The sequence below is a fragment of the Rickettsiella grylli genome (assembly GCF_000168295.1).
Lineage (GTDB): Bacteria > Pseudomonadota > Gammaproteobacteria > Diplorickettsiales > Diplorickettsiaceae > Aquirickettsiella > Aquirickettsiella grylli.
On record NZ_AAQJ02000001.1, the window covers coordinates 1,267,589 to 1,290,602 of the forward strand.

Sequence of the window (23,014 nt, forward strand, 5' to 3'; positions counted from 1 at the left end):
TTGGAGGGGGGAAACGCATCCCTAACGAAGGGTGAATCTATTTCACATACCCATGCTTTTGAGCCTGGTCTCAGTCTTAAGGAAAGCACTAATCAACAAAGTGGAGTGGGTATGCCTTATGATTCTTCCAATATAAAGGTCTTAAAAGGTCTCGATGCTGTCCGTAAACGTCCTGGCATGTATATTGGCGATACGGATGATGGAACCGGTCTGCACCATATGGTTTTTGAGGTCGTAGACAATTCTATCGATGAATCATTGGCTGGTTATTGTTCTCAAATTGATATTATCCTCCATAGTGACGGTTCAGTGACTGTTAAGGATAACGGGCGAGGTATTCCTGTCGATATTCATACTGAAGAGAACCGCTCAGCGGCTGAAGTTATCATGACAGTCTTGCACGCCGGTGGTAAATTCGACAGTAACTCCTATAAAGTTTCGGGAGGCTTGCATGGCGTCGGTGTTTCTGTTGTGAACGCTTTATCAGAAAAGCTTCATCTTATCATTCGACGCAATAACAACGTTTACGAGCAAACTTACCGGCTAGGAGAACCTACCGCTCCTCTACAAATCACTGGAACAACGCAAGAAAGAGGGACTGAGATTCGCTTTTATCCCAATAAACTTATCTTTCAACAGAACAATAAATTTCACTATGATATTTTGCTGAAACGTTTACGCGAGTTATCTTTTTTAAATTCGGGTGTAGCCATTAACATAACTGATGAAAGAACGAATGAAGAAACTCAGTTTAAGTATATCGGTGGAATCAAAGCCTTTGTTGAATACCTTAATCAAAATAAAACATTAATTCACAAACAGCCTTTTTATTTTTCCGCAGAACGCGATGGCATTTCTGTTGAAGTTGCTTTACAGTGGAATGATAGTTTTCAAGAAAACATCTTCTGTTTTACCAATAATATCTCTCAACGTGATGGCGGAACCCACTTGGCGGGTTTCCGCGCTGCGTTAACCCGTACGTTAAACACTTATATTGAGCATGAAGCAACGAACAAAAAATTAAAAATAGCGACAACCGGTGATGATACGCGAGAAGGTTTAACGGCTGTTTTATCAGTTAAAGTCCCTGATCCAAAATTCTCTTCACAAACGAAAGATAAATTGGTCTCTTCAGAAGTGAAAGGAATCGTTGAAACATTAACTTCAGAAAAACTCGAAGCGTTTTTGTTAGAAACACCGCAGGATGCTCGCGCTATCATGATGAAAATTATTGATGCTGCAAGAGCACGGGAAGCAGCACGTAAAGCACGTGAAATGACACGACGAAAAACAGCACTCGATATTGCTGACCTACCTGGAAAGTTAGCCGACTGCCAAGAAACTGATCCTGCTCTTTGTGAATTATTTATTGTGGAAGGAGATTCGGCAGGTGGCTCCGCCAAGCAAGGGCGCAATCGTCGTTATCAAGCTATTTTACCGCTCACTGGGAAAATCTTAAATGTCGAAAAATCACGCTTTGATAAAATGCTTTCTTCGGAAGCTGTTGGAACCTTAATCATTGCTTTAGGTTGCGGTATAGGGAAAGAAGAATATAACCCCGATAAACTACGTTATCATCGTATTATCATCATGACCGATGCAGACGTTGATGGCTCGCATATACGTACCTTATTATTAACTTTTTTTTACCGTCAAATGCCCGAGTTATTGCAGCGCGGTACTATTTATATCGCACAACCTCCTTTATATAAAATTAAAAAAGGGAAACAAGAACAATACTTAAAAGATGATGCCGCATTACAAGCTTATCTCACACAAACCGCGCTCCATAATGCAATCCTATACCCTCATAGCGAGAGCTTTTCTATTCAAGGCATTGGTTTAGAAACGTTAATCATGAATTATCGTAAAACACAAATGATTATTCAACATTTGTCACGACGTTATCCCATCGATGCCTTGCAAGTCATTTTAGATCTTCCCCCTTTACCTTCCGAAACATTAGCGGATTCAACGAAAATGTTGGAATGGACAAAAAGTTGGCACATGCAATTACAAAAAACAACCGATAATGAAGCCATTCGTTATCAAATAACGATTCGTGAAGATACTGAGCGACAAGTATTTTTACCTGAAATTACAATCAACACACAGGGTTTAGAGACTCTCTATAAAATTTCTTACGACTTCTTTAAAACGCCTGAATATCAGTGCTTATTTGACATGGCGACACAACTCTACGGACTTATCGGACCGGGAGCTTACGTACAGCGTGATACTAAAAAACAAACCGTGAAAAACTTTAAAGAAGTCTATGAATGGCTATTGGCTGAAGCGCGTCGAGGACAAGCTATACAACGTTATAAAGGTTTAGGTGAAATGAATCCTGATCAACTATGGCAAACAACCATGGATCCAAACACGCGGTGCTTGGTGCGCGTTACTATTGAAGATGCCATTGCAACCGATCAAATTTTTACGACTTTAATGGGGGACCAAGTCGAGCCTCGTCGCGACTTTATTCAACAAAATGCGCTAGAAGTAGGCAATTTAGATATTTAACCTAACTGCTTGTAGGGCTCTAAAGGTCGACTATTCCCAACAGAGACAACATTTTGAGTATCAATTTATCATTCAAACCGCTTGAACATGCTGCACTTCACATCTACGCACTTTAAATCTTGGCCCACTTTAAAGAAAAATTCCATCGTCGATATTATTGCTCCAGCAAGCGGAGTTTCTGATACATCAACGATGAGAAAGCTTAAAAACTTACTGGAAAGTTGGCAATTAATTCCAAGAATTTCTTCGAGCCTATTGGGTTCTGATTTGCTTTGTGCAAATAGTGACGAAAACCGTTTTCAACACTTACAAGAGGCCTTGTCCAACACTGATTCCCAAGCCATTTGGTGTCTGCGCGGAGGTTATGGTTGCACGCGTTTAATTCCTTATTTATTAAAATTAACTGCCCCTGAAAAATGTAAATTATTTATAGGTTTTAGTGACATTACCGCCCTCCATTTATTTCTTCAACAAAAATGGCATTGGCAAACTCTACATGGTCCTTCACTCAATCAAGTGGTTCATCATTTCATTGAAACAGAAAACAGCAATGAACTAAAAAAAATTATTTTCGGTCAATTATCACAATTAACGTATTATTTACAATCTTATCTTAACTCCAATAAATTTTTGGGTAGTCTATACGCTCCTTTAACGGGAGGTAGTTTGAGTATCGTCCAAACGAGTCTTTGCACCGATTGGCATATTGAAACGAGAGATAAAATTTTATTTTTAGAAGACGTCAATGAATCTGCTTATCGTATCGACAGAATGTTACAGCATTTATATCAGTCAGGAATATTCAATCATGTCAAGGCCATCGTGTTAGGGAATTTTACTTTTCCTTCAAAACCTGAAGAAGAAGAAAAAATTCAAACAATACTCAAACGGTTTGCTATAGAACAACACTGCCCTGTATTACGTTGTCCAGAGGTCGGCCATGGAAGAAAAAACCGTAGTTTACCTTTTGGTAAACAGGCGCATTTAGATCTCAATAAAAATCTGCTCACAATCAAAATAACAGGTTAATTTTTATGCTTCATTCCTTTAATAACGCCAGTTTATTCCTGCTTCAATCTATTTTTGATCTTTATATTTTTATTTTACTTTTGCGCGTTATTTTGCAATGGGCGAACATCAATACGAACAATCCTTTATTCATATTAATAGAAACATTAACCAATCCTCCTTTACGACCGATTTATCGTATCATTTCCAATCTGCACGGTATTGATCTGGCAGCTATTTTATTACTATTAGGGTTAGAAATAATAAAATTTTCATTTATTTTAGGATTACAAATTAATACCACACCCCATTTAATGGGAGTCGTTTTGCTTGGGTTTGCTGATCTGCTCAATCAACTTATTAATATTTTCTTTTATACCCTTATTGCGTTGACTATTTTAAGCTGGGTTAACCCTTTAGCACATGGTCCTCTTGTTGAAGTCTTAGTACGCATCAGTGAACCCTTATTGAAACCTATTCGTGGTATTTTACCTCCTCTTTCAAGATTTGACTTTTCACCGCTTATTCTCATCATCGGTTTAAAAGTATTATCTATTTTGATCGTGCACCCATTGATACAAATTGGCGCAAATTTAGCATTTGGTCATTAATATAAAAATATTTATCCTTTAATGAGTCACGTTTTTAAAAAACTAATTGTTTTTATCACTAGTCGATTTAATAGTTTTTTAATTGTTGTTCTCTAAAATAACCTTATAAAATTTTAATCTGGCTATAAAAAATAAATATTTATCTATGCCTAACCCAACATCCATGACTACATCAGGTCTTTTTAAGAGAAAACGTCCTCCAAATTTAACGCTCACTCTAAACGCTTCAACCGTTCCTTCACCCATGAACGCTCAAAAACTATCCCCATCCACACAAGCGTGTACCACGCCTGAAGTAAAAGTTTTTATAAAAGAATTAATCGGAGACATTGATGCTCACATCACCTATCATAATAAACATTCGATAAAACACGGCGAAAATGGATTTGTTAAACTATGCACTTTGTTGTTTCCTTCCAAAAATAAATTTTGTACATTAATAAAAAAGCAAGGTGGCTCAAGTGTTGCACATGAAATAAAAATGGTTAATTCCATTAAAAATACAATTTCTTCAAATTTCCCCTTTCATTTATGTTCATTACCTATTTTTCATCGCTCAAGCCTAGCAACCCATTTTTTTTATACGTGTTATAGAAAATTAGGCGACCTTGAAATCAATAGCAATACTCTCCATGAAAAGCTTCAATCGGAAGACCGTTCTGTTTTCCATACTATTTTTCGTATCGTGCATCAGCTTGTAACGATACTCGATGCGTTACATAATTCTAAATTTAGGGATGAAAAAGGTAAAATTCACGAGGGGATCATCCATAACGATATTAAGCCGAATAATATCCTTCTTAAAGAAAATGGTGACGTTGAGTTGGCTGATTTCGGTTGTGCTTACTATAAAGATGAGCCTGCCTCACAATTTTCTACTTATTATTTCATCGCTCCGGAAATATGGACGAATCCAGAATTTTGTAAAAATAAAATTAAAAATATAGATAAAGCGGACATTTGGTCACTGGGTGCAACGTTAATGTATCTATTAAAAAATAGGCGGCCTATAGGTCCATCAGAAAAATCAGATAATGAATTTGAAAAAATACTTATTTATAAAAAATGGGCTGAAAATTATAATACTTATTGGGAGAGCCTCAATTTAGATTTACAGCGCCAAGCGTTCACTTCTCTAAAACAACCTCTAGAAAAGCTTGCGCTATTAATGTTAGCCCCTGTTGAATTAAGGCCTGAAGCTAAAGAATTAAAAATTGCATTAGACAACAGTATTCGCTTCCTGGAGATAGATGGGAAGCCCAAAAACCTGTGTGCGAATAAACGATTCATGCACTCGTTCGCTCAGATTTAAGCTTAAAAAATATTCCTAAGATAAGAACCGTAATTTATGTTTGCGTCGATTAATATATACCTGGCGTAAAGAAATGGCAGCGAGCAGAATAAAAATTATTAACGTCCATGCGGGCATACTTAAATGCAAAAATCGCCATGCTCCACTACCGCAATTACTGGTTCCTTGGAAGAATAATTCCACTATTTTATGGAAATAAGTCGATGTACTCAATTGGGCAATTGCCGCTTGACAGCTGATTAATTTATCGGATGGGAAATGTTCCAACCACAGTTGTCGACTGGCAACGACAGCACCTGCCGTGGCCACTAAAAAAGTGAGTGTGTGCAAAAAACAACGCGTTATCGATTCAAAATTAAACAACCCCCCCATAAGAAATAAAAGACCCAACAACATAATTAAAAACCGTTGGATAATACACAGTGGACAAGGGATAAGTCCAACTTTATATTGCAAATAGACGGCAACGGCGAGTGTTAAAGCACATAGAAAAAAGGTTAATAAATCGATCCAGCGAGTAACGGGCAAATGCATATTTTAATCCCTACCGTTATATTGAGGCATGCTGTAAACTAATACACATTATCTAATAAATTGAAAAAAATTCAACCTAATCAATAAGTTATTATGACCCAGTGACCTTTTATTGTTTAAGCAGTTTATAGAGACTTTTTGTTAGGTGGTCGAAGATATTCACTCAAACCTTAAGAGATAAGAGAGATGAGTATGTCACAAAATGTAACACAAAAACTAATTAACTTACATAAAGTCGAAGGTGAATTACAATCTGGGGCAGAAATTGCCCTCAAAATAGATCAAACCTTATGCCAAGATGCCACCGGAACAATGGTCATGCTCGAATGTGAAGCAATGGGTATTCACCAAACAAAGGCGGAGGTTTCTGTACAATACATTGACCACAACTTATTACAAACAGATTTTAAAAATGCAGATGATCATTTATTTTTATTGAGTGCCTGTAAAAAATTTGGTCTTTATTTCAGTGGCCCGGGTAACGGTGTTAGCCATCCTGTACACATGGAACGTTTTGGAAAACCTGGAAAAACCTTATTAGGCTCAGATAGCCATACCTGTGCGGCCGGATCACTTTGCATGTTAGCCATTGGCGCAGGGGGATTAGAAGTTGCCATGGCCATTGCGGGATATCCTTTTCATGTGACTATGCCCAAGGTTTGGGGAGTTAAGCTAACCCATTCACCACCGGATTGGGTCAGCGCTAAAGATGTCATCTTGGAATTATTGCGTCGGCATGACGTCGACGGGGGAATCGGCAAAATTATTGAGTATTACGGGCCTGGGTTACGTTATTTATCGGCAATGGATCGTCATGTTATTGCCAATATGGGCGCAGAACTGGGTGCAACAACGAGTGTATTTCCATCCGATGCAACGACACGCGAATTTTTGAAATTACAACAACGTGAATCGGATTGGCAAGAGATTATTGCTGATAAAAATGCTTCTTATGATGAACATGATGAAATTAATCTTTCCAAACTGGAACCTTTAATTGCATTACCTTCTAGTCCAGGGAAAGTGGTCTCTATTCAAGAGGTTGTTGGACGACCTATTTATCAAGCCATGATTGGTTCATCCGCAAACCCTGGTTTAAGAGATTTCGCAATTGCAGCAGAAATAGTTGCCGGGCAACAAGTAGCACCGGGGATTTCATTTGATATCAACCCTACATCACGCCAAATTTTAGAGAATATGGTTGAATTAGGCATTTTAGATCAATTAATTCGTGCAGGTGGGCGTATTCATCAAGCGGGATGCAATGGATGTATCGGCATGGGCCAAGCGCCTGCATCAGGAAAAATCAGTTTACGCACTGTACCCCGAAATTTTCCAGGCCGATCTGGAACGAAGGCCGATCAAGTGTATCTCTGCAGCCCAGAAATTGCCGCCGCCTCTGCGCTAACGGGTGTTATTACGGACCCTCGTTCTCTCAATAAAGTTTATTTGCGTTTTAAAGAGCCCGAAAAAATTAGTATTAACATCAGTATGCTAGTGCCTCCTCCAAAAAATTCTAAGGACGTCAAATTAGCCAAAGGACCTAACATTCAACCGCTACCTATTTTCCCTCCTCTCGCGGATAACATTGAAGGACCTGTCTTAATGAAAGTCGGTGATAACATTTCTACCGATACCATTCTTCCTGCGGGCGCTAAAGTACTTCCTTTCCGGAGCAATATTATAGGAATCAGTCAATTTGTTTTTGATCAAATTGACTCATCGTATCCAAAAAGAGCATTAGACTATCAGAAAACAGGCTCGATTATTGTTGGTGGCGAAAATTATGGACAAGGTTCCAGCCGAGAACACGCTGCCATCGCACCTCGTTATTTAGGTGTACAAGCCGTGCTGGTGAAGCAATTTGCACGTATTCATCGACAAAATCTCGTTAATTTTGGAATCTTACCGCTCATTTTCAACACCGCTAGCGATTATGACACCATTGACCAAGAGGATATTTTATTCATACAAAACGTTCGTGAAACCATTCAAAACTCAAAGGTTATTACCATTCATAATAAAACTAAAAATAAAAGCTATCTGGCTGCTCACACGCTAAGTCCACGAGAATTAAACGTATTATTAGCAGGTGGCCTTATCAATTGGATAAAACAATAAACAATAAATTTTTATGAAAAATAATTTTTAAAAAGTGTTTTTGGCTGTTTTTTCTCATACAAAATCTGATAAACGCCTTCACAAAATAAGGTTTTCATTCGATATTTCTTTATTAAAAAGAAAATATTTTTTGCAGTTTCATAACCTTCTGTAGTCCCAATTAATTTTTTAGCTTCCTCTATACTTTGTCCTGCTCCTAAAGCTAAACCTAAACGACGATTACGAGATTGATTATCCGTACAGGTTAATACGAGATCGCCCAACCCTGAGAGCCCTAAAAAAGTTTCTTGTTTTGCACCCAAAATCAAACCTAATTCAAGCATTTCGGATAAACCTGCGGTCATTACTGCTGCTTTAGCATTCGCACCAAAACCTAAACCCTCGGTTATGCCCACAGCAATAGCCAATATGTTTTTCATAGCACCGCCAAGTTCTACGCCAATAATATCTTGAGTCAATTCCACACGAAAATTTTTAGTCTGAAATCGTAGTAATAAATCGTGGGCAAAATCATAATTTTCCGATGCAATACAAACCGCTGTTGGTAATCCTTTAGCTACTTCTTTGGCAAAACTCGGACCTGAAAGCACAGCCATATTGATATCTTCTAAAATCTCCTTAGCGGTTTCATTTAATAGTTGATGCTTTTCAGAATCTAATCCTTTACTGGCCCATAATAAACGTTGATTCACGTGTAAGTAGGGCTGGATTTTTCTTAGGGTGTCGCGAAAAGCGATACTCGGTACGGCAATTAAAACATCTTGTACCCCTGAAAAAATCGTTTGATAATCATCCGAGCAAGTAATATTAGAAGGGAAAAGTACATCCGGCAAGTAACGTTCATTGGTTCTTCTCGTATTTATTTCCGTAATTTGTTGCTTTTCATACGCCCATAAACGGACTTTTTGATCGTTACGTGCTAAATGGATAGCAAGGGCGCTGCCCCAAGCACCTGCGCCGATAATAGCGATAGGCGAACAATCGTCTGATGACTTTAAAGACCTATGTTTTTTCATTATGACAAAATCTTAAATACTATTCCTCAATGATACGATGAATTACAAAAGATAAAAAGTAAATTTCTTAATTAAATTTAATCAAGAACATTCATTCTCCAGAAAATTGTTTTCACTTTAGAGATACAATTGACTTAATAAAGTAACCCAACCCGATAACGCTAAAAAAGGGCCAAAAGGAATTCCTTCTTTCAAGCTTTCTCGATCATACAAATAATACACTATACCCACCAACGAACCTGTAGCAGCAGCTATAAAGAGAATATAAGGTATGGTTTTTATACCGAACCAAGAACCTAACAGGGCAAAACATTTAAAGTCCCCCTCTCCCATGGGTTCAGTCTTTATTATCCATTGATATCCTTTCGCCAGTAGATAAAGAAAAAGATAAGCACCGCTTGCACCCAAAATAGCCGATTCTGGAGAAACAAAAACCTTCTTTATACTTAAAAGCAAACCGCACCACATTAAAGGAAAAATAATAATATCCGGTAATAACTGATGTTCAAAATCGATAAACGCTAAAATTAATAACCCCCATGTTAAGATTAAAGCCGAAATCGTTTGTAAACTTAGCCCAAACCGTCCAATAACGCTGAGTGAAACGACTAACGTTAATAGCTCAATCAATGGATAACGAAAAGAAATTTTAATCTGACAGTGCGAACACTTTCGTCCTAGGATAAAATAACTTAATAAAGGAATTTTCTGTAAAATAGTTAAATATTTTTTACAATGTGGACAATGCGAAAAAGGTAAAAAAAGATTAAATTTTTTTTCATTGGTCAAAACAAGATTTCCTTGATTTAATAAATTCAAGGCGTTTTTCTTCCATTGATCATTTAATATTAAAGGTAAACGATAAACAACGACCGTAAAAAAACTTCCTAAAAAAATACAAAAAACAGAAAAAAAAATTGTTAACATCATTTGCATCTAAATAATACTTCCTAATTTGAAGATGGGCAAATACATTGCTATAATAAGACAAGAAATCATTAGCCCTAAAAAAATAATCAATATTGGCTCTAATAATACCGATAAATTTTCAGCAAAATAATTTATTTTTTCTTCATAAAGATCAGCCGTATTATTTAATATTTCAACCAGACAATGACCTACTTCTCCGACTTTAATCAACGCTAATAAATCTGAAGGGAATAATTTTTGGTGAGAAAAAGCAGCATAAAAGCACTCGCCATCACGAATCAATAAACAACTTTTTAAAATCGCTTTTTTATAAACAAAATTACCGGATAAATCCGCAACAAGTTGAAGCGCATCAACTAAGGGTAATCCTGCGGCCAGCGCAGTAGATAATGCACGTGTTATTCGAGCTATTATTATTTCTGATATTATTTTATGGATTATGGGAATTTTTAAATAAAAACTATCTAGTTTATTAGAGACGTCAGAATATTTTTTTTTCAAAAAAACAAAAATGATTACTATCATTGATACTAAAAAACCGAAAGTAAAACTAATATATCCAATATTTTTTGATAAATAGATAATAATGCGCGTAATGAAGGGTAATTGTGCTCCCACTTCTGAAAAAAATTGCTCAAACTGAGGAACTACACCCATTAATAACGCAATAAAAACAAGAATTGCTACGCTTAAAACAACCAACGGATAAACAAGCGCATTCGTTATTTTGGATCTTAATTTCATATTTTTTTCTTGATAAACCGCAATACGATCAAACATTAAACCCAAAGTAGCTGTTCTTTCTCCTAGCGCAATTAAACTACAGTAAAATTGATTAAAATAAAGTTTATTTCCTTCTAGTGCCTCACTTAACGAAAAACCCTCTTCTAAATTGACGATTAATTTTTGTATATAATGAGTTAATGATGTATTTTTAGTGGTCGATTTTAATAATTGCAAAATTGACAACAAAGGAATTCCTGCCTTCAGTAATCGCGCTATTTGATGCGTAAACACCAAAAGTTCTCGCATCTTAATCGGTTTAATCGATCGCATCATTCTACTTGGAAGATCAACGAACAAAAGATGACGCGATTGTAATTTTAATAAGTGCTTAAAAATTCTTAACATAAATAACTTTTTTTTTAGTCCTTTATCACTCTTTCCATTTCTAACACACTGATCACCCCTTGCTTCAGTTTTTCTAAGGCGGATGAATATAATGTTTGCATTCCTTGTTTCTCTGCCATCTTTTTTATTTCCAGCATGGAATTTTTTTTTAAAATTCCTTTTTTTATTTTTTCTGTCAATGTTAAAATTTCAAAAATACCTGTACGTCCTTTATATCCTTCTGTACAGTGATCGCATCCCTTCGCAGCAAATGTTTTAATTTTAGAATTGGTTATTAAATTCAACTTACGAATAAATTCTTTAGGTAATGGCGTTTCAATTTTACATCGGTCACATAAACGCCTTACTAATCGTTGCGCAATAATTAAATTGACCGAGGCAACGATGTTGTAAGTCGGAATATTCATATTTTCTAAGCGAATTAAACTTTCAATAGCACTATTGGTATGCAACGTTGACAAAACAAGATGTCCTGTTTGTGCTGCTTTTATTCCTATTTCAGCCGTTTCTTGATCACGCATTTCACCGACCATAATAATATCCGGATCTTGACGCAAAAATGCCCTTAATACACAAGCAAAAGTTAAATGGATAGCTGGATTTATGTTGACTTGATTTATTCCGGGCAAAATAATTTCGATGGGATTTTCAACGGTAGAAATATTAACTGTTGAATGCTTTAAAAAATTTAAAGCCGTATAAAGCGTGATTGTTTTTCCACTACCCGTAGGGCCGGTAACCAAAATCATTCCATGAGGACTTTTTAAAGCAGTTATAAATTCATTTTTTTGTTTTTCATTCATGCCCAATTTATCTATTTTTAGCAACATTTGGTTACTATCCAAAATTCTAATTACTAATTTTTCGCCATGAATGGTAGGGCAAGTACTTAATCGACAATCAACATCTCGATCAAATTTATCCTTTACCTGAAAACGACCATCTTGCGGAATTCGACGTTCAGCAATATCTAATTGAGCCATAATCTTTAAGCGGGTAATAACGCGTGACATGAATGGTTTAGGTAATATGGCGCTCGAATATAATAGGCCATCAATCCGAAAACGTATTGTCAACCGTCCTTGAAGTGGTTCTAAATGAACATCAGAAGCATTTTTTCGAATCGCATCCAGTAAAAGCTGGTAGACATAATTGATAATCGTTACATCGTTATTAGCGACGCTCTTTATCGACAAATTTGGATTATTTATAGCGTCTTGTTGCGCATCGCCATCTGGTTTCGGATCCATAGAACGATGAATGACTATGCTTTTTAAAGAAATGACTTTCTCTAATAAACTTGACAATTTTTTTTCATCAGTAATTTTATATTCCAAACATAAACCCGTCCTAAATCGAATAGTATCGAACGCAATTTGTTGCGACGGATCAGCTAACACTAAATTTAATTTTTTTTTATCTTGCGATAAGGGAAGTATTTTAAATCTTTGTTGTAACGTTTTATCTAATAAATGACATGGTATTTGCAATGTATCAAGGGTATCTAAATCAAGATAATCTAAAAAAAATTCTTTGGCTAAAAGCTTCGCTAAGTAGAGCGATTCTATCTTTTTTGTTTGCATTAAACAGGTTATAAAAGAAATTTTTTTTTGCTTAGCCTCATCAAGTATTTCAGCAATATCTTCTCTTTTTAAATTCCAATCGATCATTAATTTTCTTATAACGTGATTGATAGCAACATTTTCCATTTTTAATGATCCGTATAAAGATTTATTTTTATTAATGGCTTTTAGCAGTATAACGCAAATACCCATAAAATGTATTGACACATTACTTTAATAATGTTTATATTTATAACTAGAACGAAGAATACCTTGCTGGTAAAAGCTCAAAATTGACAATAGAAAAATTAAAACAATAATAACTTCTATTTTTAAATAGGCTTACTTATTATCCTCATTCGATGCTGAAAGATAATTGAAACAGCTTATTCACTGTTTGATATTTTCTCAGCGGATAGAGGCCAATAGGTCATCAGCAAGGTTTTTTAACTAAATAATTTTCATTTGCTTTCGCAATGAAACCCGTTTGTCAGTTATTCACGGAAACTTTTTTTATCTCAGTAAACATTTCACATGCTTAAACCGCTCAGATAATATATATTAAATCAATAGAAACAAAAGAATCAGAATCTTCGTTATGCGTGAATTAAACCAACCGATCATTCATATTTGGCATACTCAATTTGAAGCCCATAAAAAAAAATATAAACACTTTCATCGTTGGCTTTCTACTGAAGAAAAAAATCGCGCTGATAAATTAACTTCCATCCATCGAGAAAAGTTTATTATTTCAAGAGGAATATTGCGTGATTTACTTGCCTATTATTCTAAAAAATCTCCACAAGAATTAAAATTAAGCTATTCATCTTTTGGCAAACCTTTGCTAACACAAACAAACGCTGAACACACGATAGAATTTAATCTTTCTCATTCAAAAAATAGTTTAGCGTATGCTTTTACATTGAATACGCCCGTGGGAATAGATATTGAATATATAAGACAGGGGATCAACCTTGATAAAATTGCTTACCGTTTTTTCTCTGCAGAAGAATATAATCGATTACAATTGTTACAGGGGAATCAGAAATTAAAAGTGTTCTTCAATATATGGGTAAGAACCGAAGCGTTAATAAAAGCAAAAAACTATACGCTGGGAACTCACCCCTTGTCTCAATATAAGCGGTCCTTATATACCCCATTACATCTTTTGAGAAACCAAAAAAAGACGAACTCACATTATGCGCTTTTTAATTTTCCGTTTTATTCAAATTTCTCCGCGGCAATTGCCGTTAAAGGCCGTAGGAAACGTATTCACGTAAACGCATACACACATCCCCTCTCCATTTAATTCTCCTCAGTCATGTTCACTTTTATGATGAAAATTCCATCAACATAAAGCGCACAACACCACAAATTGTATCGTCAGGCTGCATTTCTGTCGTTGGATATTGCCGATTAAGCGCTTTCAGATAGCGCCGATTTCCATCAAAAACTAATTGCCTAAAAAGCAATGTACTACTCGGATCTTGCTTTACTTTGGCGAGAACAAAATCAGCATTGTGCGGAACACAGTCTGTATCTAATACGATAATACAATTTTTTGAAAAACTGGGTCCTTGAGCGGTTTCCATACAGTCGTTTTCAACCCGAAGTGCAAACGCATCTGATGTGAGCGGAATATTAGTACTGAGGTATTTTGAATACGTTTTAACAGAAATTTTTGTAAAATGCAGAAAACGTTCTTTCGCTTCTTGAGCCGATAATAAAGGAACCTGATAATAAGGTTGAATATTCTGGTAATGATAAGTCCCTTCAACCTCTTCGGCAACATGCTCATGATCCAACCATCCGTGAGGCTTGTTAAACGTTTTTTCAATATGACTGGCCAATCGATCACCAATGTTTTTAATCGGATTATTACCTATTAAATGACTAATTTGGCTTTGCGAACGATCCAAACGTTCCGATAAAACAGTGATCCCACCTGCTGTACGTGCTAGTATCCGTAAGTTTTTCCGTCTTATATCTTTTATATTCATGCCATAGCTTTATTAAAATTTTATTGTTATGACCATAGAGTAAACTTATACTGTGTTTAAAGCGCGATAAATGTCAAAAAAAGTAATATATATGGTAATATATATTACCTTTTTAGATAAGTAGCGAAAAGATTATTTTTAATTAAATGGCGAAATCTTCTAATTTTTTCTTAACTTTAATCTTTTTCAATGATCTATAATTTGGTAAACCTTTTCGATAGGGAGGATAGCTCTCTCCTTGAATTAATGGCAGCAGGTAGTCGCGGCAACGCGATGTAATATGAAAACCCGACTGAGTAATAAAAGAACGGGGCAGTTTTTTTTCTTTGTTTGCAACGGTCACCAATTTTGTTTCGCCAATAACCCATTGATAAGGTTTATTGGCGACCCGGACAATCGTCGGCATAACCGCATTTTTGCCCTCAATCGCAAGCTCAACAGCTGCTTTACCTAACGCATAAGCTTGTTCCACATCCACTTCAGAAGCAATATGCCGGGCTGAACGTTGTAAATAATCCGGTAAGGCCCAGTGATATTTATATCCTAATTTCGTTTTAATCAGTTGCGCAACAATCGGTGCTGCACCACCCAACTGCTTATGGCCAAATGCATCCGTCGTGCCTCCTTCCGCTAAAAATTTTTTCGTCCCATCTTGAACACCTTCTGCCAAAACAATAACACAATAACCCCATTTTTTTACTGTTTTATCCACTTCCTGTAAAAATAAAGATTCATTAAAACTTATTTCAGGAAATAAAATAATATGGGGTGCATCTCCTTTGTTTTGCCGAGCCAATCCACTTGCCGCGGCAATCCAGCCGGTATGACGCCCCATCACTTCCATAATGAATACTTTTGTCGACGTTGCATGCATCGACGCAACATCTAAACTGGCTTCCAATGTGGAAATAGCCACATATTTGGCAACAGACCCAAAGCCTGGGCAATTATCGGTGATAGGAAGGTCATTATCGACCGTTTTAGGGATGCCAATGCAACGTAGGGGATAACCCAGCGTCTGGCTAAGCCTATACACTTTATGTGCCGTATCCTGTGAATCTCCCCCCCCATTATAAAAAAAATAACCAATATTATGGGCGTTAAACACCTGTAATAAACGTTCATATTCTGCGCGATTATCCTTTAAACTTTTTAGTTTATAACGACAAGAACCAAATGCTCCTCCTGGCGTATAATATAAACTCGCAATGGCTTGATGACTCTCTTTACCGGTATCAATTAAGTCCTCAGTCAGCGCACCCATAATCCCATTACACCCTGCATAAACTTTACCCATTTTATTTTTATATTTTCTGGCGGTTTCGATAACACCACAGGCAGTTGCATTAATAACGGCCGTTACACCACCCGATTGCGCATAAAATACATTTTTTTTTGACATCCTGCTTATTCTCCAGGTAATTTAAAATAAATAATATACTTGAAACATTCTCACTATTTCTAGACTTGCATGCGACTTCATATTTTAGGTATTTGCGGTACATTTATGGCCGGTATTGCGTTGATAGCCAAGCAAAAAAATTTTGATATTACTGGCTCTGACGCCCACATTTATCCGCCGATGAGCACACTTTTGGCCTCTCATAACATTCCGATTTTTGAAGGTTATGACGTAAAAAATCTATACCCTCATCCTGATTTAATAATCATGGGAAATTCCATGACGCGAGGAAATCCCTGTGTCGAATATGTTTTAAATCAAAACATCCCTTATATGTCAGGTCCACAATGGTTAGCTGCCCATGTTTTACGCAACTATCATGTTCTAGCCGTTTCGGGAACACATGGAAAAACAACCGTATCGAGTCTATTAAGTTGGATATTAGCGGCCGCAGGTTTAAATCCTGGGTTTTTAATTGGTGGACTTGCAAAAAATTTTGATCATTCTGCCTGCTTAGGGAAAGGTGATTTTTTTGTCATCGAAGCGGACGAATATGATACGGCATTTTTTGATAAACGTTCGAAATTTATTCATTATCACCCAAAAACGTTAATTTTAAATAATCTTGAATTTGATCATGCCGATATTTTTCCAAACTTGGATGCAATTAAAATGCAATTTTCTTATTTATTGCGCACTGTGCCCAGTCAAGGGCTTATTATTTGTCCTCAAAGGGATAGGAACATACAACAGGTACTTTCACAAGGATATTGGACTCCCATTGAGTACACTGGAAATGAAAAAAATAAGGAGGTTATTTGGCACACCGCATTATTAAAAGCCGACGCAAGTCAGTTTGAAATTTACTATAAAAATAGTAAACAAGGTGAAGTTCATTGGTCTTTAATCGGTGAACATAACGCCGCAAATGCGATAAGTGCAGTCGCTGCAGCACACCATGTGGGTATTCATCCTCAAAAGGCCATTGCTGCATTGAATCAGTTCCAAGGTATTAAGCGCCGCTTAGAAATTTATAAAAAAATCAATGGTATAACGCTCTATGACGATTTTGCGCATCACCCCACGGCAATTGCAGCAACACTTTCTGGTCTACGAAAAAAAATCGGGAAAAAGCGTTTATTGGTTATTTTAGAGTGTGGAACGCATACCATGCGCTCCAATAGGCATCAAAAAACGTTAGGTCCTTCTTTACAAGAAGCGGATAAGCTATGGTTATTGTGGCCGAAACAAAATAGGAATAATAATATATTGCAAAACATCTCGGTCCCTCTTTCTCTTTGTGACTCAGTCGATGAGATTGTTCAAGAGGTCATTAAAGTCACTCAAACTTCCGACCATATTGTTATTATGAGTAATCGTGGTTTTGATAATATTCATAAAAAATTAGCTCAAGCTTTAGCAGCATGACTCATTCTATCCGTCAATATCTCGAATTAGCGTTATCATTAGCTGAAATACGTCGTGGATTTTGCTCACCAAACCCTTGTGTGGGCGCTATACTGGTCAAAGATAATACGGTTATTGCAAAAGGCTATCATCATGCCAGTGGTTTGCCTCACGCTGAAGTAGAGGCTATCCAAAGCGTTAATCCTGTTCATGTCAAAGGCGCCACATTATATGTCACTTTACAACCCTGCTGTCACTCAGCTAAAAAAACGCCGCCTTGTACTGATCTCATTATAAAAAGCGGTATCGTCAAAGTCATTTATGGTTTTCAAGATCCTAATCCTGCGGTCAGTCATCATACGGATAACTTGTTGAAACATGCAGGCATTGAATGCATTCAACATGCTTTGCCTGCTATTGATAATTTTTATGCCAGCTATGTCTATTGGTGGACCTGTAAAAGACCTTTCACTACAGCCAAATTGGCCCTGAGTTTGGACGGGAAAATTGCTGGGAAAAACGGAAAAAGAGTTCAATTAACCGGAGAAAAAGCACAACAGTTCACCCATCACCATCGTAAAAAAGCAGATGCTATCTTAACGACAGCGAAAACAATTAGCCACGATGACCCCTTGTTAAATAGCCGCTTAGACCACAAAATTTATAAAAAACCGCTCTATATTTTAGATACGCATCTAAATCTATCCACAACGTCAAAAATCTTTGAGAGTGCTGCAAGCGTCACTATTTTCCATCATTCGAGTGTATGTAAAGTTTATCAATTCAAAGAGCAACAACCTGACACCCGCTTCATTCCCATTAAACACGACAAAAATGGGCTCAATTTAATCGCTGTATTCGATCATATTGGTTTAGACGGTAAAATTGATCTCTGGGTAGAAGCAGGAGGTCATCTTTTTCAAGCGCTTATTCAGAATAATTTGCTACAACATGCTTTTATTTACGTGGCACCACGTTGGCTTGGAGAAAATGCACAAACAGCCTTCCATTTTCCAAATCCTTTAAAAAAAGGAATTCCAATGAAGGGGATAACGTTAGGAAGAGACACTTGTTTTGAATTTAAATGGAGCGGAAAATAGCCTTATATGGTATATTAAACACCGAAATAACAAATTAGAAGATGAAGACACAACCCCCTAATATTAATTCGGCTTTAGAAGACCTTCGTTTAGGAAAAATGGTCATTCTTTTTGATCATGAAAACCGTGAGAATGAAGGAGACCTTGTCCTTGCTGCTGAGAAGGTAACCCCTCGGGCCATTAACTTTATGGCACAGCATGCGCGGGGATTAATCTGTTTAGCGTTAGCAGAAGAAGATATTAAACGCTTACAAATCCCCATGATGGTAGAAAACGCAACCAATCCGTTTAATACGGCGTTTACGGCATCCATTGAGGCCGCTAAGGGCGTTACAACAGGCATCTCGGCAGCCGACAGAGCGCATACCATACACGTTGCTATCGATCCTAAAAGTGGTCCTCAAGATATCGTTATGCCGGGACATATTTTTCCTATACGCGCTCGAAAAGGCGGTGTTTTGGCACGTATGGGTCAAACGGAAGGAAGCACTGATTTAGTCCGGTTAGCGGGGCTAAACTCTGCTGCGGTTATCTGTGAAATCATGAATCCTGACGGCAGCATGGCTCGATTCCCCGACTTAGAACGATTTGCAAAACAACACCAAATAACACTATTATCCATACGTGACCTCATCCAATATCGCCTACAAACAGAGTCCTTAGTCAAAGAAATTGCGTCTATCCACTTACCCACGAAAGACTATGGTGATTTAACAATCAAGCTGTTTGAAAGTCAGCTGGACAAACATCACCATTTAGCAATTATTAAAGAAAAGATAAAAAAATCCTATCATCCCACTCTCGTACGTATTCATTCAGAATGTTTTACCGGTGATCTGTTTGGATCCACACGCTGTGATTGTGGTTGGCAACTCCATGAATCCTTAACACAAATTAGTGAGCACGGCGGCGCATTACTTTATTTACGTCAAGAAGGTCGAGGGATTGGCCTACTCAATAAACTTAAAGCCTATGCCTTACAAGATCAAGGTTTCGATACCGTCGAAGCCAATCAAAAATTAGGCTTTGGCAGTGACGATCGAAATTATTGGATAGGTGCACAAATATTACAACGCTTAAAAATATTAAAAATAAAATTATTAACCAATAACCCACAAAAAATTATCGATTTAAAACAATATGGTATTGAAATTACGGAGCGCGTTCCGCTTATTGCGACGCCGAGCCCAACCAATCTCACCTATTTAAAAACGAAACAATCCAAACTTGGACATTTACTCAATTTATAAAAAGGATTCCTTATGCAAAAAAAAATAAAAGAGATTACTGCTCAACCTTTCGATTTCACCCAGGAGGCAGATAAATTTAATATTGCGCTCATCGTTAGTCAATTTAATCCCAACATTTCTGAAAAATTATTAATGGGCGCTTTACAGCGTTTAAAAGAATTTAATTTCCCAGATTCCTGCATTACGATTGTTAGAGTCCCTGGAGCAATAGAAATAGGCCTTACCGCACAACAAATCGCTATTTCTGATGAAAATTGTTTAGCCATTATTTGTTTGGGCGCAATTATCCGTGGTGAAACCGATCATTATGATTATGTTTGCCAACAAGTGAGTTATGCATGTCAAAAAATTGCTTTACAAGAATCTATTCCTGTTATTTTTGGCATTTTAACCACGGACAATGAAGAACTCGCTTTAGCGCGCGTTGATGAAAAACGTTGTCATAAAGGCCGCGATGCAGTCGATACGGCCCTGGCAATGATTTCCTTATTAGAACAAATCGAATCGGAATAAATAAATCTTATAGCGCTACTTTATTAATTAGAGGAAATATATTTTTCGCGTCGAATAATATCGGTAGGAAAACCATAATTTTTAACAAGCAACGTAAAAACCTCATCAACCATATTGGGGTTGCCACACAAATAAACAATATCCTGCTTAGCATTCGGTTGAATTTCACCAAACGCATTCAAAACATAACCCATATGTTCATAACTTAATGCTTTATTCAATTTAACTCGGCTATAATAGGCGTGAAATTCAAACCAAGCATTTTTTTCAGAAAACGCAATAAATTCATCTCGATATAATAGATCTTCTGGTCTGCGGACACCAAATAACAAAACAACTTTAAAACAGGGACGTAATTTAAACCGATGTTCTAACTCGGCTAACATCGTCCGATAGGGCGTAACACCGGTTCCCGTCGCTACCAAGATATAGCGTTCTGGCATCTCCTCTCGTAATGTCAGTCTGCCAAAGGGACCGGTCGCCATAACCTTATCACCTGGTTTTAATGTAAATAAAAGTTGACTCGCAACCCCAGAAGGGACATAAGACGCAGCAAATTCAATTTTATTGGTCGCTGGATACGTTTTATTCGCAATACTGTAACTACGACGCAGAATCTTTTCATCTGTCGGAATATGCAAGGTAATAAACTGGCCTGGAATAAATTGAAAACACCCACCTTCTTCATAATAAAAAGTGAAATGCTTAACGTCTGGAGCAATTTGTTCACTCTTTTCGAGTGTTAGATAAAATTCTTTTCGTGACATAATTTGCGTAGTCTAATCAGCTGGATAGCTTTCGTCAAAACATTTATAGTCAATTCAGTCTGACCCTATCCTGTACCTCACTATTCTTTATAAGCAAAGCAGATTCAGAAGGTAAAACATCTGGAGATTCAGCAAAAATATTTTCAGGTAACTTCGGTTTAACTCCAATGCGTGCATCATCACTAAATTGAAAAGGATTTTGGATTAAATAATGCGTTTTAATAAATTCCGTAATTTTAAGTGCTAATAACTCATGCAACCTCCTTGCGGGATGTAAATCATCCCAAAAAATAGTATTTCTATTTAAGTTATTTTTTTTAATGGATTCCAACACAGAATCATTAATAATCGCAAGCCTCATTTCTTTATGAAACTTCTTTTTAAAACCTCTGATAACCGACTGAATAATCGTAATTATCAAGCGATCATGACGTGCTTCGCTATCGGCTAATTTAATCACCTCTTTTTTAACAGCCGATTTAATTTTTTCCTCCAAACGCGCTTGATTGTTTGCAGTTAAATGAAAGCTAACCTTTGCTATTTTTCCTTGCTCTGTCACGACTGCTCCTTCTTTTATAAGATAACTCAAAAAACCATCTTCAGTTTCTTTAAAAAGAATAGCATTTCCTGAAATGTGCTGTGAAATTACGGTTTCATCCGTATTGTGTTCTCTGTTATTCGGGATGAAATAAACAGCACAACCCGCAGTAAAGCCATAAATTTCTGGATTTTTCAAAATGGCATCTAAAAAAATACTAATATCGATCACGTTTATACTGAGATTTAACTTCGCTTTTTTAACGATCTCGTCAATAAATTCATCTAATTGAGCTTCATTAGTCTTGGTTCTTACAATTTCGCCTTCCTTGGAAAAAAGATCCATTCTATTTTTAGAAAGATTAATCGTTATTTTTTTCAGTTCGTCATTGGATGTGCAGGTTACAAATTTTCCATCTTTAATAAAAAGAAGGGTTCTTTTTCTACCTTCTCCAACAACCACAATACCTTTTTCTATTTTTTTTATCGCTTCTAAATTTAAACAATTAATATTAGCGTACTTATAAAGTGTACATAAACTAAAATCAATATATTGATACTCATTGGAAAATTCTTGTAATTTTTTATTATATAATTGACATGCTTTTTCCATGCGTGTCTTTTCTTTTTCCGATTTATGTGAAAATCGAGGCGTTTCGCTAATATTAGGCAACCCAACAAATAAAAAATGTTTTAAATAGTTAAGCGTTTTTTTTGTGTTTTTATTCGTCAAAATTTTTATGGTCTTCTTTACTCCTTGGATTGCTCTTTCAACACCATTCACATCATCATACCCTATCGTTGCCAAATCATTAGCTCCTGCAAAAATAATGCCTAAAAGGTCGGGATGAAGTATATTTTTATCTGTTTTAATGCGCGTTGCTTGTTCCTGAATATTTCCTAGAAAAAAACTCAAAATAAAACCTTTAAAATACTTAAAAAGACTGGTTAAATTTTTATAATTATAGGCGGTTGCTCCACCTTCTGCGACATTCTTAAAATAAGTAGGAGATTCTGAGGTCAACCAATTTAGTTTCTCTTTTAAACAATGATTAAGCACGTTCGCAAAAATATAAGCCCACGTATGACCATTCGTGAAATTATTATAATCGGAGTGATATAAAAACCATTTAAACGGAAAGCAACCACAAATATTTTCTTTATATTTTATACCTTCATCGGATAAACTATCTCCAAAAGCAATCGCACCCGTTATTTTATATTTATTTACAGATAATTGATTGAACATGAGAACTCTTCTTATTATTTTAATTATGTCCATTAAAAATT

General features: G+C 36.4%; 19 protein-coding genes. 10 read left to right on the top strand and 9 right to left on the bottom strand.

Features of this window, described 5'->3' with window-relative positions; translation table 11 throughout:
* Positions 1-111: 111 nt before the first annotated feature.
* From gyrB to RICGR_RS05900, 4 genes are all read left to right on the top strand, one after another.
* Positions 112-2,523, top strand: coding sequence for a DNA topoisomerase (ATP-hydrolyzing) subunit B (gene gyrB, locus RICGR_RS05885; protein WP_040615623.1), 2,412 nt, complete (start codon positions 112-114; stop codon positions 2,521-2,523).
* Between the two features lie 87 nt (positions 2,524-2,610).
* Entirely contained in the window at positions 2,611-3,552 is a 942-nt protein-coding gene (locus tag RICGR_RS05890) for an LD-carboxypeptidase (RefSeq protein WP_006035294.1), read from the top strand.
* A gap of 5 nt (positions 3,553-3,557) precedes the next feature.
* Complete coding sequence (locus RICGR_RS05895) at positions 3,558-4,142, top strand: YggT family protein (RefSeq protein ID WP_006035152.1); 585 nt, start codon at positions 3,558-3,560, stop codon at positions 4,140-4,142.
* A 145-nt stretch (positions 4,143-4,287) separates the two neighbouring features.
* Complete coding sequence (locus RICGR_RS05900) at positions 4,288-5,454, top strand: serine/threonine-protein kinase (protein ID WP_081441709.1); 1,167 nt, start codon at positions 4,288-4,290, stop codon at positions 5,452-5,454.
* 15 nt (positions 5,455-5,469) lie between these two features.
* Here RICGR_RS05900 and RICGR_RS05905 read toward each other — a convergent pair whose 3' ends face one another.
* Complete coding sequence (locus RICGR_RS05905) at positions 5,470-5,988, bottom strand: disulfide bond formation protein B (protein WP_006035910.1); 519 nt, start codon at positions 5,986-5,988, stop codon at positions 5,470-5,472.
* A gap of 192 nt (positions 5,989-6,180) precedes the next feature.
* On the opposite strand from RICGR_RS05905, the gene RICGR_RS05910 reads away from it, so the two are divergent.
* A complete protein-coding gene (locus RICGR_RS05910; RefSeq protein ID WP_040615219.1) occupies positions 6,181-8,109 on the top strand; it encodes an aconitate hydratase in 1,929 nt (642 codons plus the stop codon).
* An 11-nt stretch (positions 8,110-8,120) separates the two neighbouring features.
* On the opposite strand, the gene RICGR_RS05915 is transcribed toward RICGR_RS05910, so the two are convergent.
* From RICGR_RS05915 to RICGR_RS05930, 4 genes are all read right to left on the bottom strand, one after another.
* The gene (locus tag RICGR_RS05915; RefSeq protein WP_006035516.1) at positions 8,121-9,125 is read right to left on the bottom strand and encodes an NAD(P)H-dependent glycerol-3-phosphate dehydrogenase; all 1,005 of its coding nucleotides are present in this window, start codon (positions 9,123-9,125) and stop codon (positions 8,121-8,123) included.
* A gap of 117 nt (positions 9,126-9,242) precedes the next feature.
* Positions 9,243-10,061 (bottom strand): prepilin peptidase, encoded by an 819-nt coding sequence (locus RICGR_RS05920; protein WP_006034736.1) that lies wholly within the window; start codon positions 10,059-10,061, stop codon positions 9,243-9,245.
* A complete protein-coding gene (locus RICGR_RS05925) occupies positions 10,062-11,186 on the bottom strand; it encodes a type II secretion system F family protein (protein ID WP_006035521.1) in 1,125 nt (374 codons plus the stop codon).
* 14 nt (positions 11,187-11,200) lie between these two features.
* A complete protein-coding gene (locus RICGR_RS05930) occupies positions 11,201-12,895 on the bottom strand; it encodes a GspE/PulE family protein (RefSeq protein WP_040615626.1) in 1,695 nt (564 codons plus the stop codon).
* 451 nt (positions 12,896-13,346) lie between these two features.
* On the opposite strand from RICGR_RS05930, the gene RICGR_RS07555 reads away from it, so the two are divergent.
* Positions 13,347-14,057 carry a 4'-phosphopantetheinyl transferase family protein gene (locus RICGR_RS07555; protein WP_006034723.1) on the top strand — a complete coding sequence of 237 codons (711 nt, stop codon included), beginning with the start codon at positions 13,347-13,349 and terminating at the stop codon, positions 14,055-14,057.
* Positions 14,058-14,079: 22 nt separating this feature from the next.
* On the opposite strand, the gene RICGR_RS05940 is transcribed toward RICGR_RS07555, so the two are convergent.
* Positions 14,080-14,748, bottom strand: a complete 669-nt coding sequence (locus RICGR_RS05940; RefSeq protein WP_006035337.1) for a LexA family protein — start codon at positions 14,746-14,748, stop codon at positions 14,080-14,082.
* Between the two features lie 142 nt (positions 14,749-14,890).
* Positions 14,891-16,150: a 6-phosphofructokinase gene (locus RICGR_RS05945; protein WP_006035929.1), complete on the bottom strand. Its 1,260-nt coding sequence runs from the start codon at positions 16,148-16,150 to the stop codon at positions 14,891-14,893.
* Positions 16,151-16,219: 69 nt separating this feature from the next.
* Here RICGR_RS05945 and mpl point away from each other — a divergent pair, with 69 nt between their 5' ends.
* Genes mpl through ribH form a run of 4 tightly spaced genes read left to right on the top strand, consistent with a single transcriptional unit; the run spans position 16,220 to position 20,420 of the window.
* On the top strand, positions 16,220-17,578 hold the full coding sequence (gene mpl / locus RICGR_RS05950) for a UDP-N-acetylmuramate:L-alanyl-gamma-D-glutamyl-meso-diaminopimelate ligase (protein ID WP_006034814.1): 1,359 nt from the start codon (positions 16,220-16,222) through the stop codon (positions 17,576-17,578).
* A complete protein-coding gene (gene ribD / locus RICGR_RS05955; RefSeq protein ID WP_006035431.1) occupies positions 17,575-18,657 on the top strand; it encodes a bifunctional diaminohydroxyphosphoribosylaminopyrimidine deaminase/5-amino-6-(5-phosphoribosylamino)uracil reductase RibD in 1,083 nt (360 codons plus the stop codon). Before mpl ends, ribD begins: the two co-directional genes overlap by 4 nt.
* 41 nt (positions 18,658-18,698) lie before the next feature.
* Positions 18,699-19,907, top strand: coding sequence for a bifunctional 3,4-dihydroxy-2-butanone-4-phosphate synthase/GTP cyclohydrolase II (locus tag RICGR_RS05960; protein ID WP_006034958.1), 1,209 nt, complete (start codon positions 18,699-18,701; stop codon positions 19,905-19,907).
* Between the two features lie 12 nt (positions 19,908-19,919).
* The gene (gene ribH / locus RICGR_RS05965) at positions 19,920-20,420 is read left to right on the top strand and encodes a 6,7-dimethyl-8-ribityllumazine synthase (RefSeq protein WP_006035282.1); all 501 of its coding nucleotides are present in this window, start codon (positions 19,920-19,922) and stop codon (positions 20,418-20,420) included.
* 23 nt (positions 20,421-20,443) lie between these two features.
* On the opposite strand, the gene RICGR_RS05970 is transcribed toward ribH, so the two are convergent.
* Together RICGR_RS05970 and RICGR_RS05975 are read right to left on the bottom strand one after the other, a co-directional pair.
* The gene (locus RICGR_RS05970; protein ID WP_006035738.1) at positions 20,444-21,187 is read right to left on the bottom strand and encodes a ferredoxin--NADP reductase; all 744 of its coding nucleotides are present in this window, start codon (positions 21,185-21,187) and stop codon (positions 20,444-20,446) included.
* A 49-nt stretch (positions 21,188-21,236) separates the two neighbouring features.
* Entirely contained in the window at positions 21,237-22,973 is a 1,737-nt protein-coding gene (locus RICGR_RS05975) for an SGNH/GDSL hydrolase family protein (RefSeq protein WP_006034786.1), read from the bottom strand.
* Positions 22,974-23,014 lie beyond the last annotated feature (41 nt).

Excerpts from the sequence above, each read along its gene's own strand:
- RICGR_RS05940 (WP_006035337.1), bottom strand. The coding sequence starts at position 14,748 with ATGAATATAAAAGATATAAGACGGAAAAACTTACGGATACTAGCACGT.
- RICGR_RS05910 (WP_040615219.1), top strand. The coding sequence starts at position 6,181 with ATGTCACAAAATGTAACACAAAAACTAATTAACTTACATAAAGTCGAA.
- RICGR_RS05960 (WP_006034958.1), top strand. The coding sequence starts at position 18,699 with ATGAAGACACAACCCCCTAATATTAATTCGGCTTTAGAAGACCTTCGT.
- RICGR_RS07555 (WP_006034723.1), top strand. The coding sequence starts at position 13,347 with ATGCGTGAATTAAACCAACCGATCATTCATATTTGGCATACTCAATTT.
- RICGR_RS05970 (WP_006035738.1), bottom strand. The coding sequence starts at position 21,187 with ATGTCACGAAAAGAATTTTATCTAACACTCGAAAAGAGTGAACAAATT.
- RICGR_RS05900 (WP_081441709.1), top strand. The coding sequence starts at position 4,288 with ATGCCTAACCCAACATCCATGACTACATCAGGTCTTTTTAAGAGAAAA.
- RICGR_RS05945 (WP_006035929.1), bottom strand. The coding sequence starts at position 16,150 with ATGTCAAAAAAAAATGTATTTTATGCGCAATCGGGTGGTGTAACGGCC.
- RICGR_RS05895 (WP_006035152.1), top strand. The coding sequence starts at position 3,558 with ATGCTTCATTCCTTTAATAACGCCAGTTTATTCCTGCTTCAATCTATT.
- mpl (WP_006034814.1), top strand. The coding sequence starts at position 16,220 with ATGCGACTTCATATTTTAGGTATTTGCGGTACATTTATGGCCGGTATT.
- RICGR_RS05915 (WP_006035516.1), bottom strand. The coding sequence starts at position 9,125 with ATGAAAAAACATAGGTCTTTAAAGTCATCAGACGATTGTTCGCCTATC.
- RICGR_RS05905 (WP_006035910.1), bottom strand. The coding sequence starts at position 5,988 with ATGCATTTGCCCGTTACTCGCTGGATCGATTTATTAACCTTTTTTCTA.
- ribD (WP_006035431.1), top strand. The coding sequence starts at position 17,575 with ATGACTCATTCTATCCGTCAATATCTCGAATTAGCGTTATCATTAGCT.
- RICGR_RS05890 (WP_006035294.1), top strand. The coding sequence starts at position 2,611 with ATGCTGCACTTCACATCTACGCACTTTAAATCTTGGCCCACTTTAAAG.
- RICGR_RS05975 (WP_006034786.1), bottom strand. The coding sequence starts at position 22,973 with ATGTTCAATCAATTATCTGTAAATAAATATAAAATAACGGGTGCGATT.
- ribH (WP_006035282.1), top strand. The coding sequence starts at position 19,920 with ATGCAAAAAAAAATAAAAGAGATTACTGCTCAACCTTTCGATTTCACC.
- RICGR_RS05925 (WP_006035521.1), bottom strand. The coding sequence starts at position 11,186 with ATGTTAAGAATTTTTAAGCACTTATTAAAATTACAATCGCGTCATCTT.
- RICGR_RS05930 (WP_040615626.1), bottom strand. The coding sequence starts at position 12,895 with ATGGAAAATGTTGCTATCAATCACGTTATAAGAAAATTAATGATCGAT.
- RICGR_RS05920 (WP_006034736.1), bottom strand. The coding sequence starts at position 10,061 with ATGCAAATGATGTTAACAATTTTTTTTTCTGTTTTTTGTATTTTTTTA.
- gyrB (WP_040615623.1), top strand. The coding sequence starts at position 112 with ATGCCTTATGATTCTTCCAATATAAAGGTCTTAAAAGGTCTCGATGCT.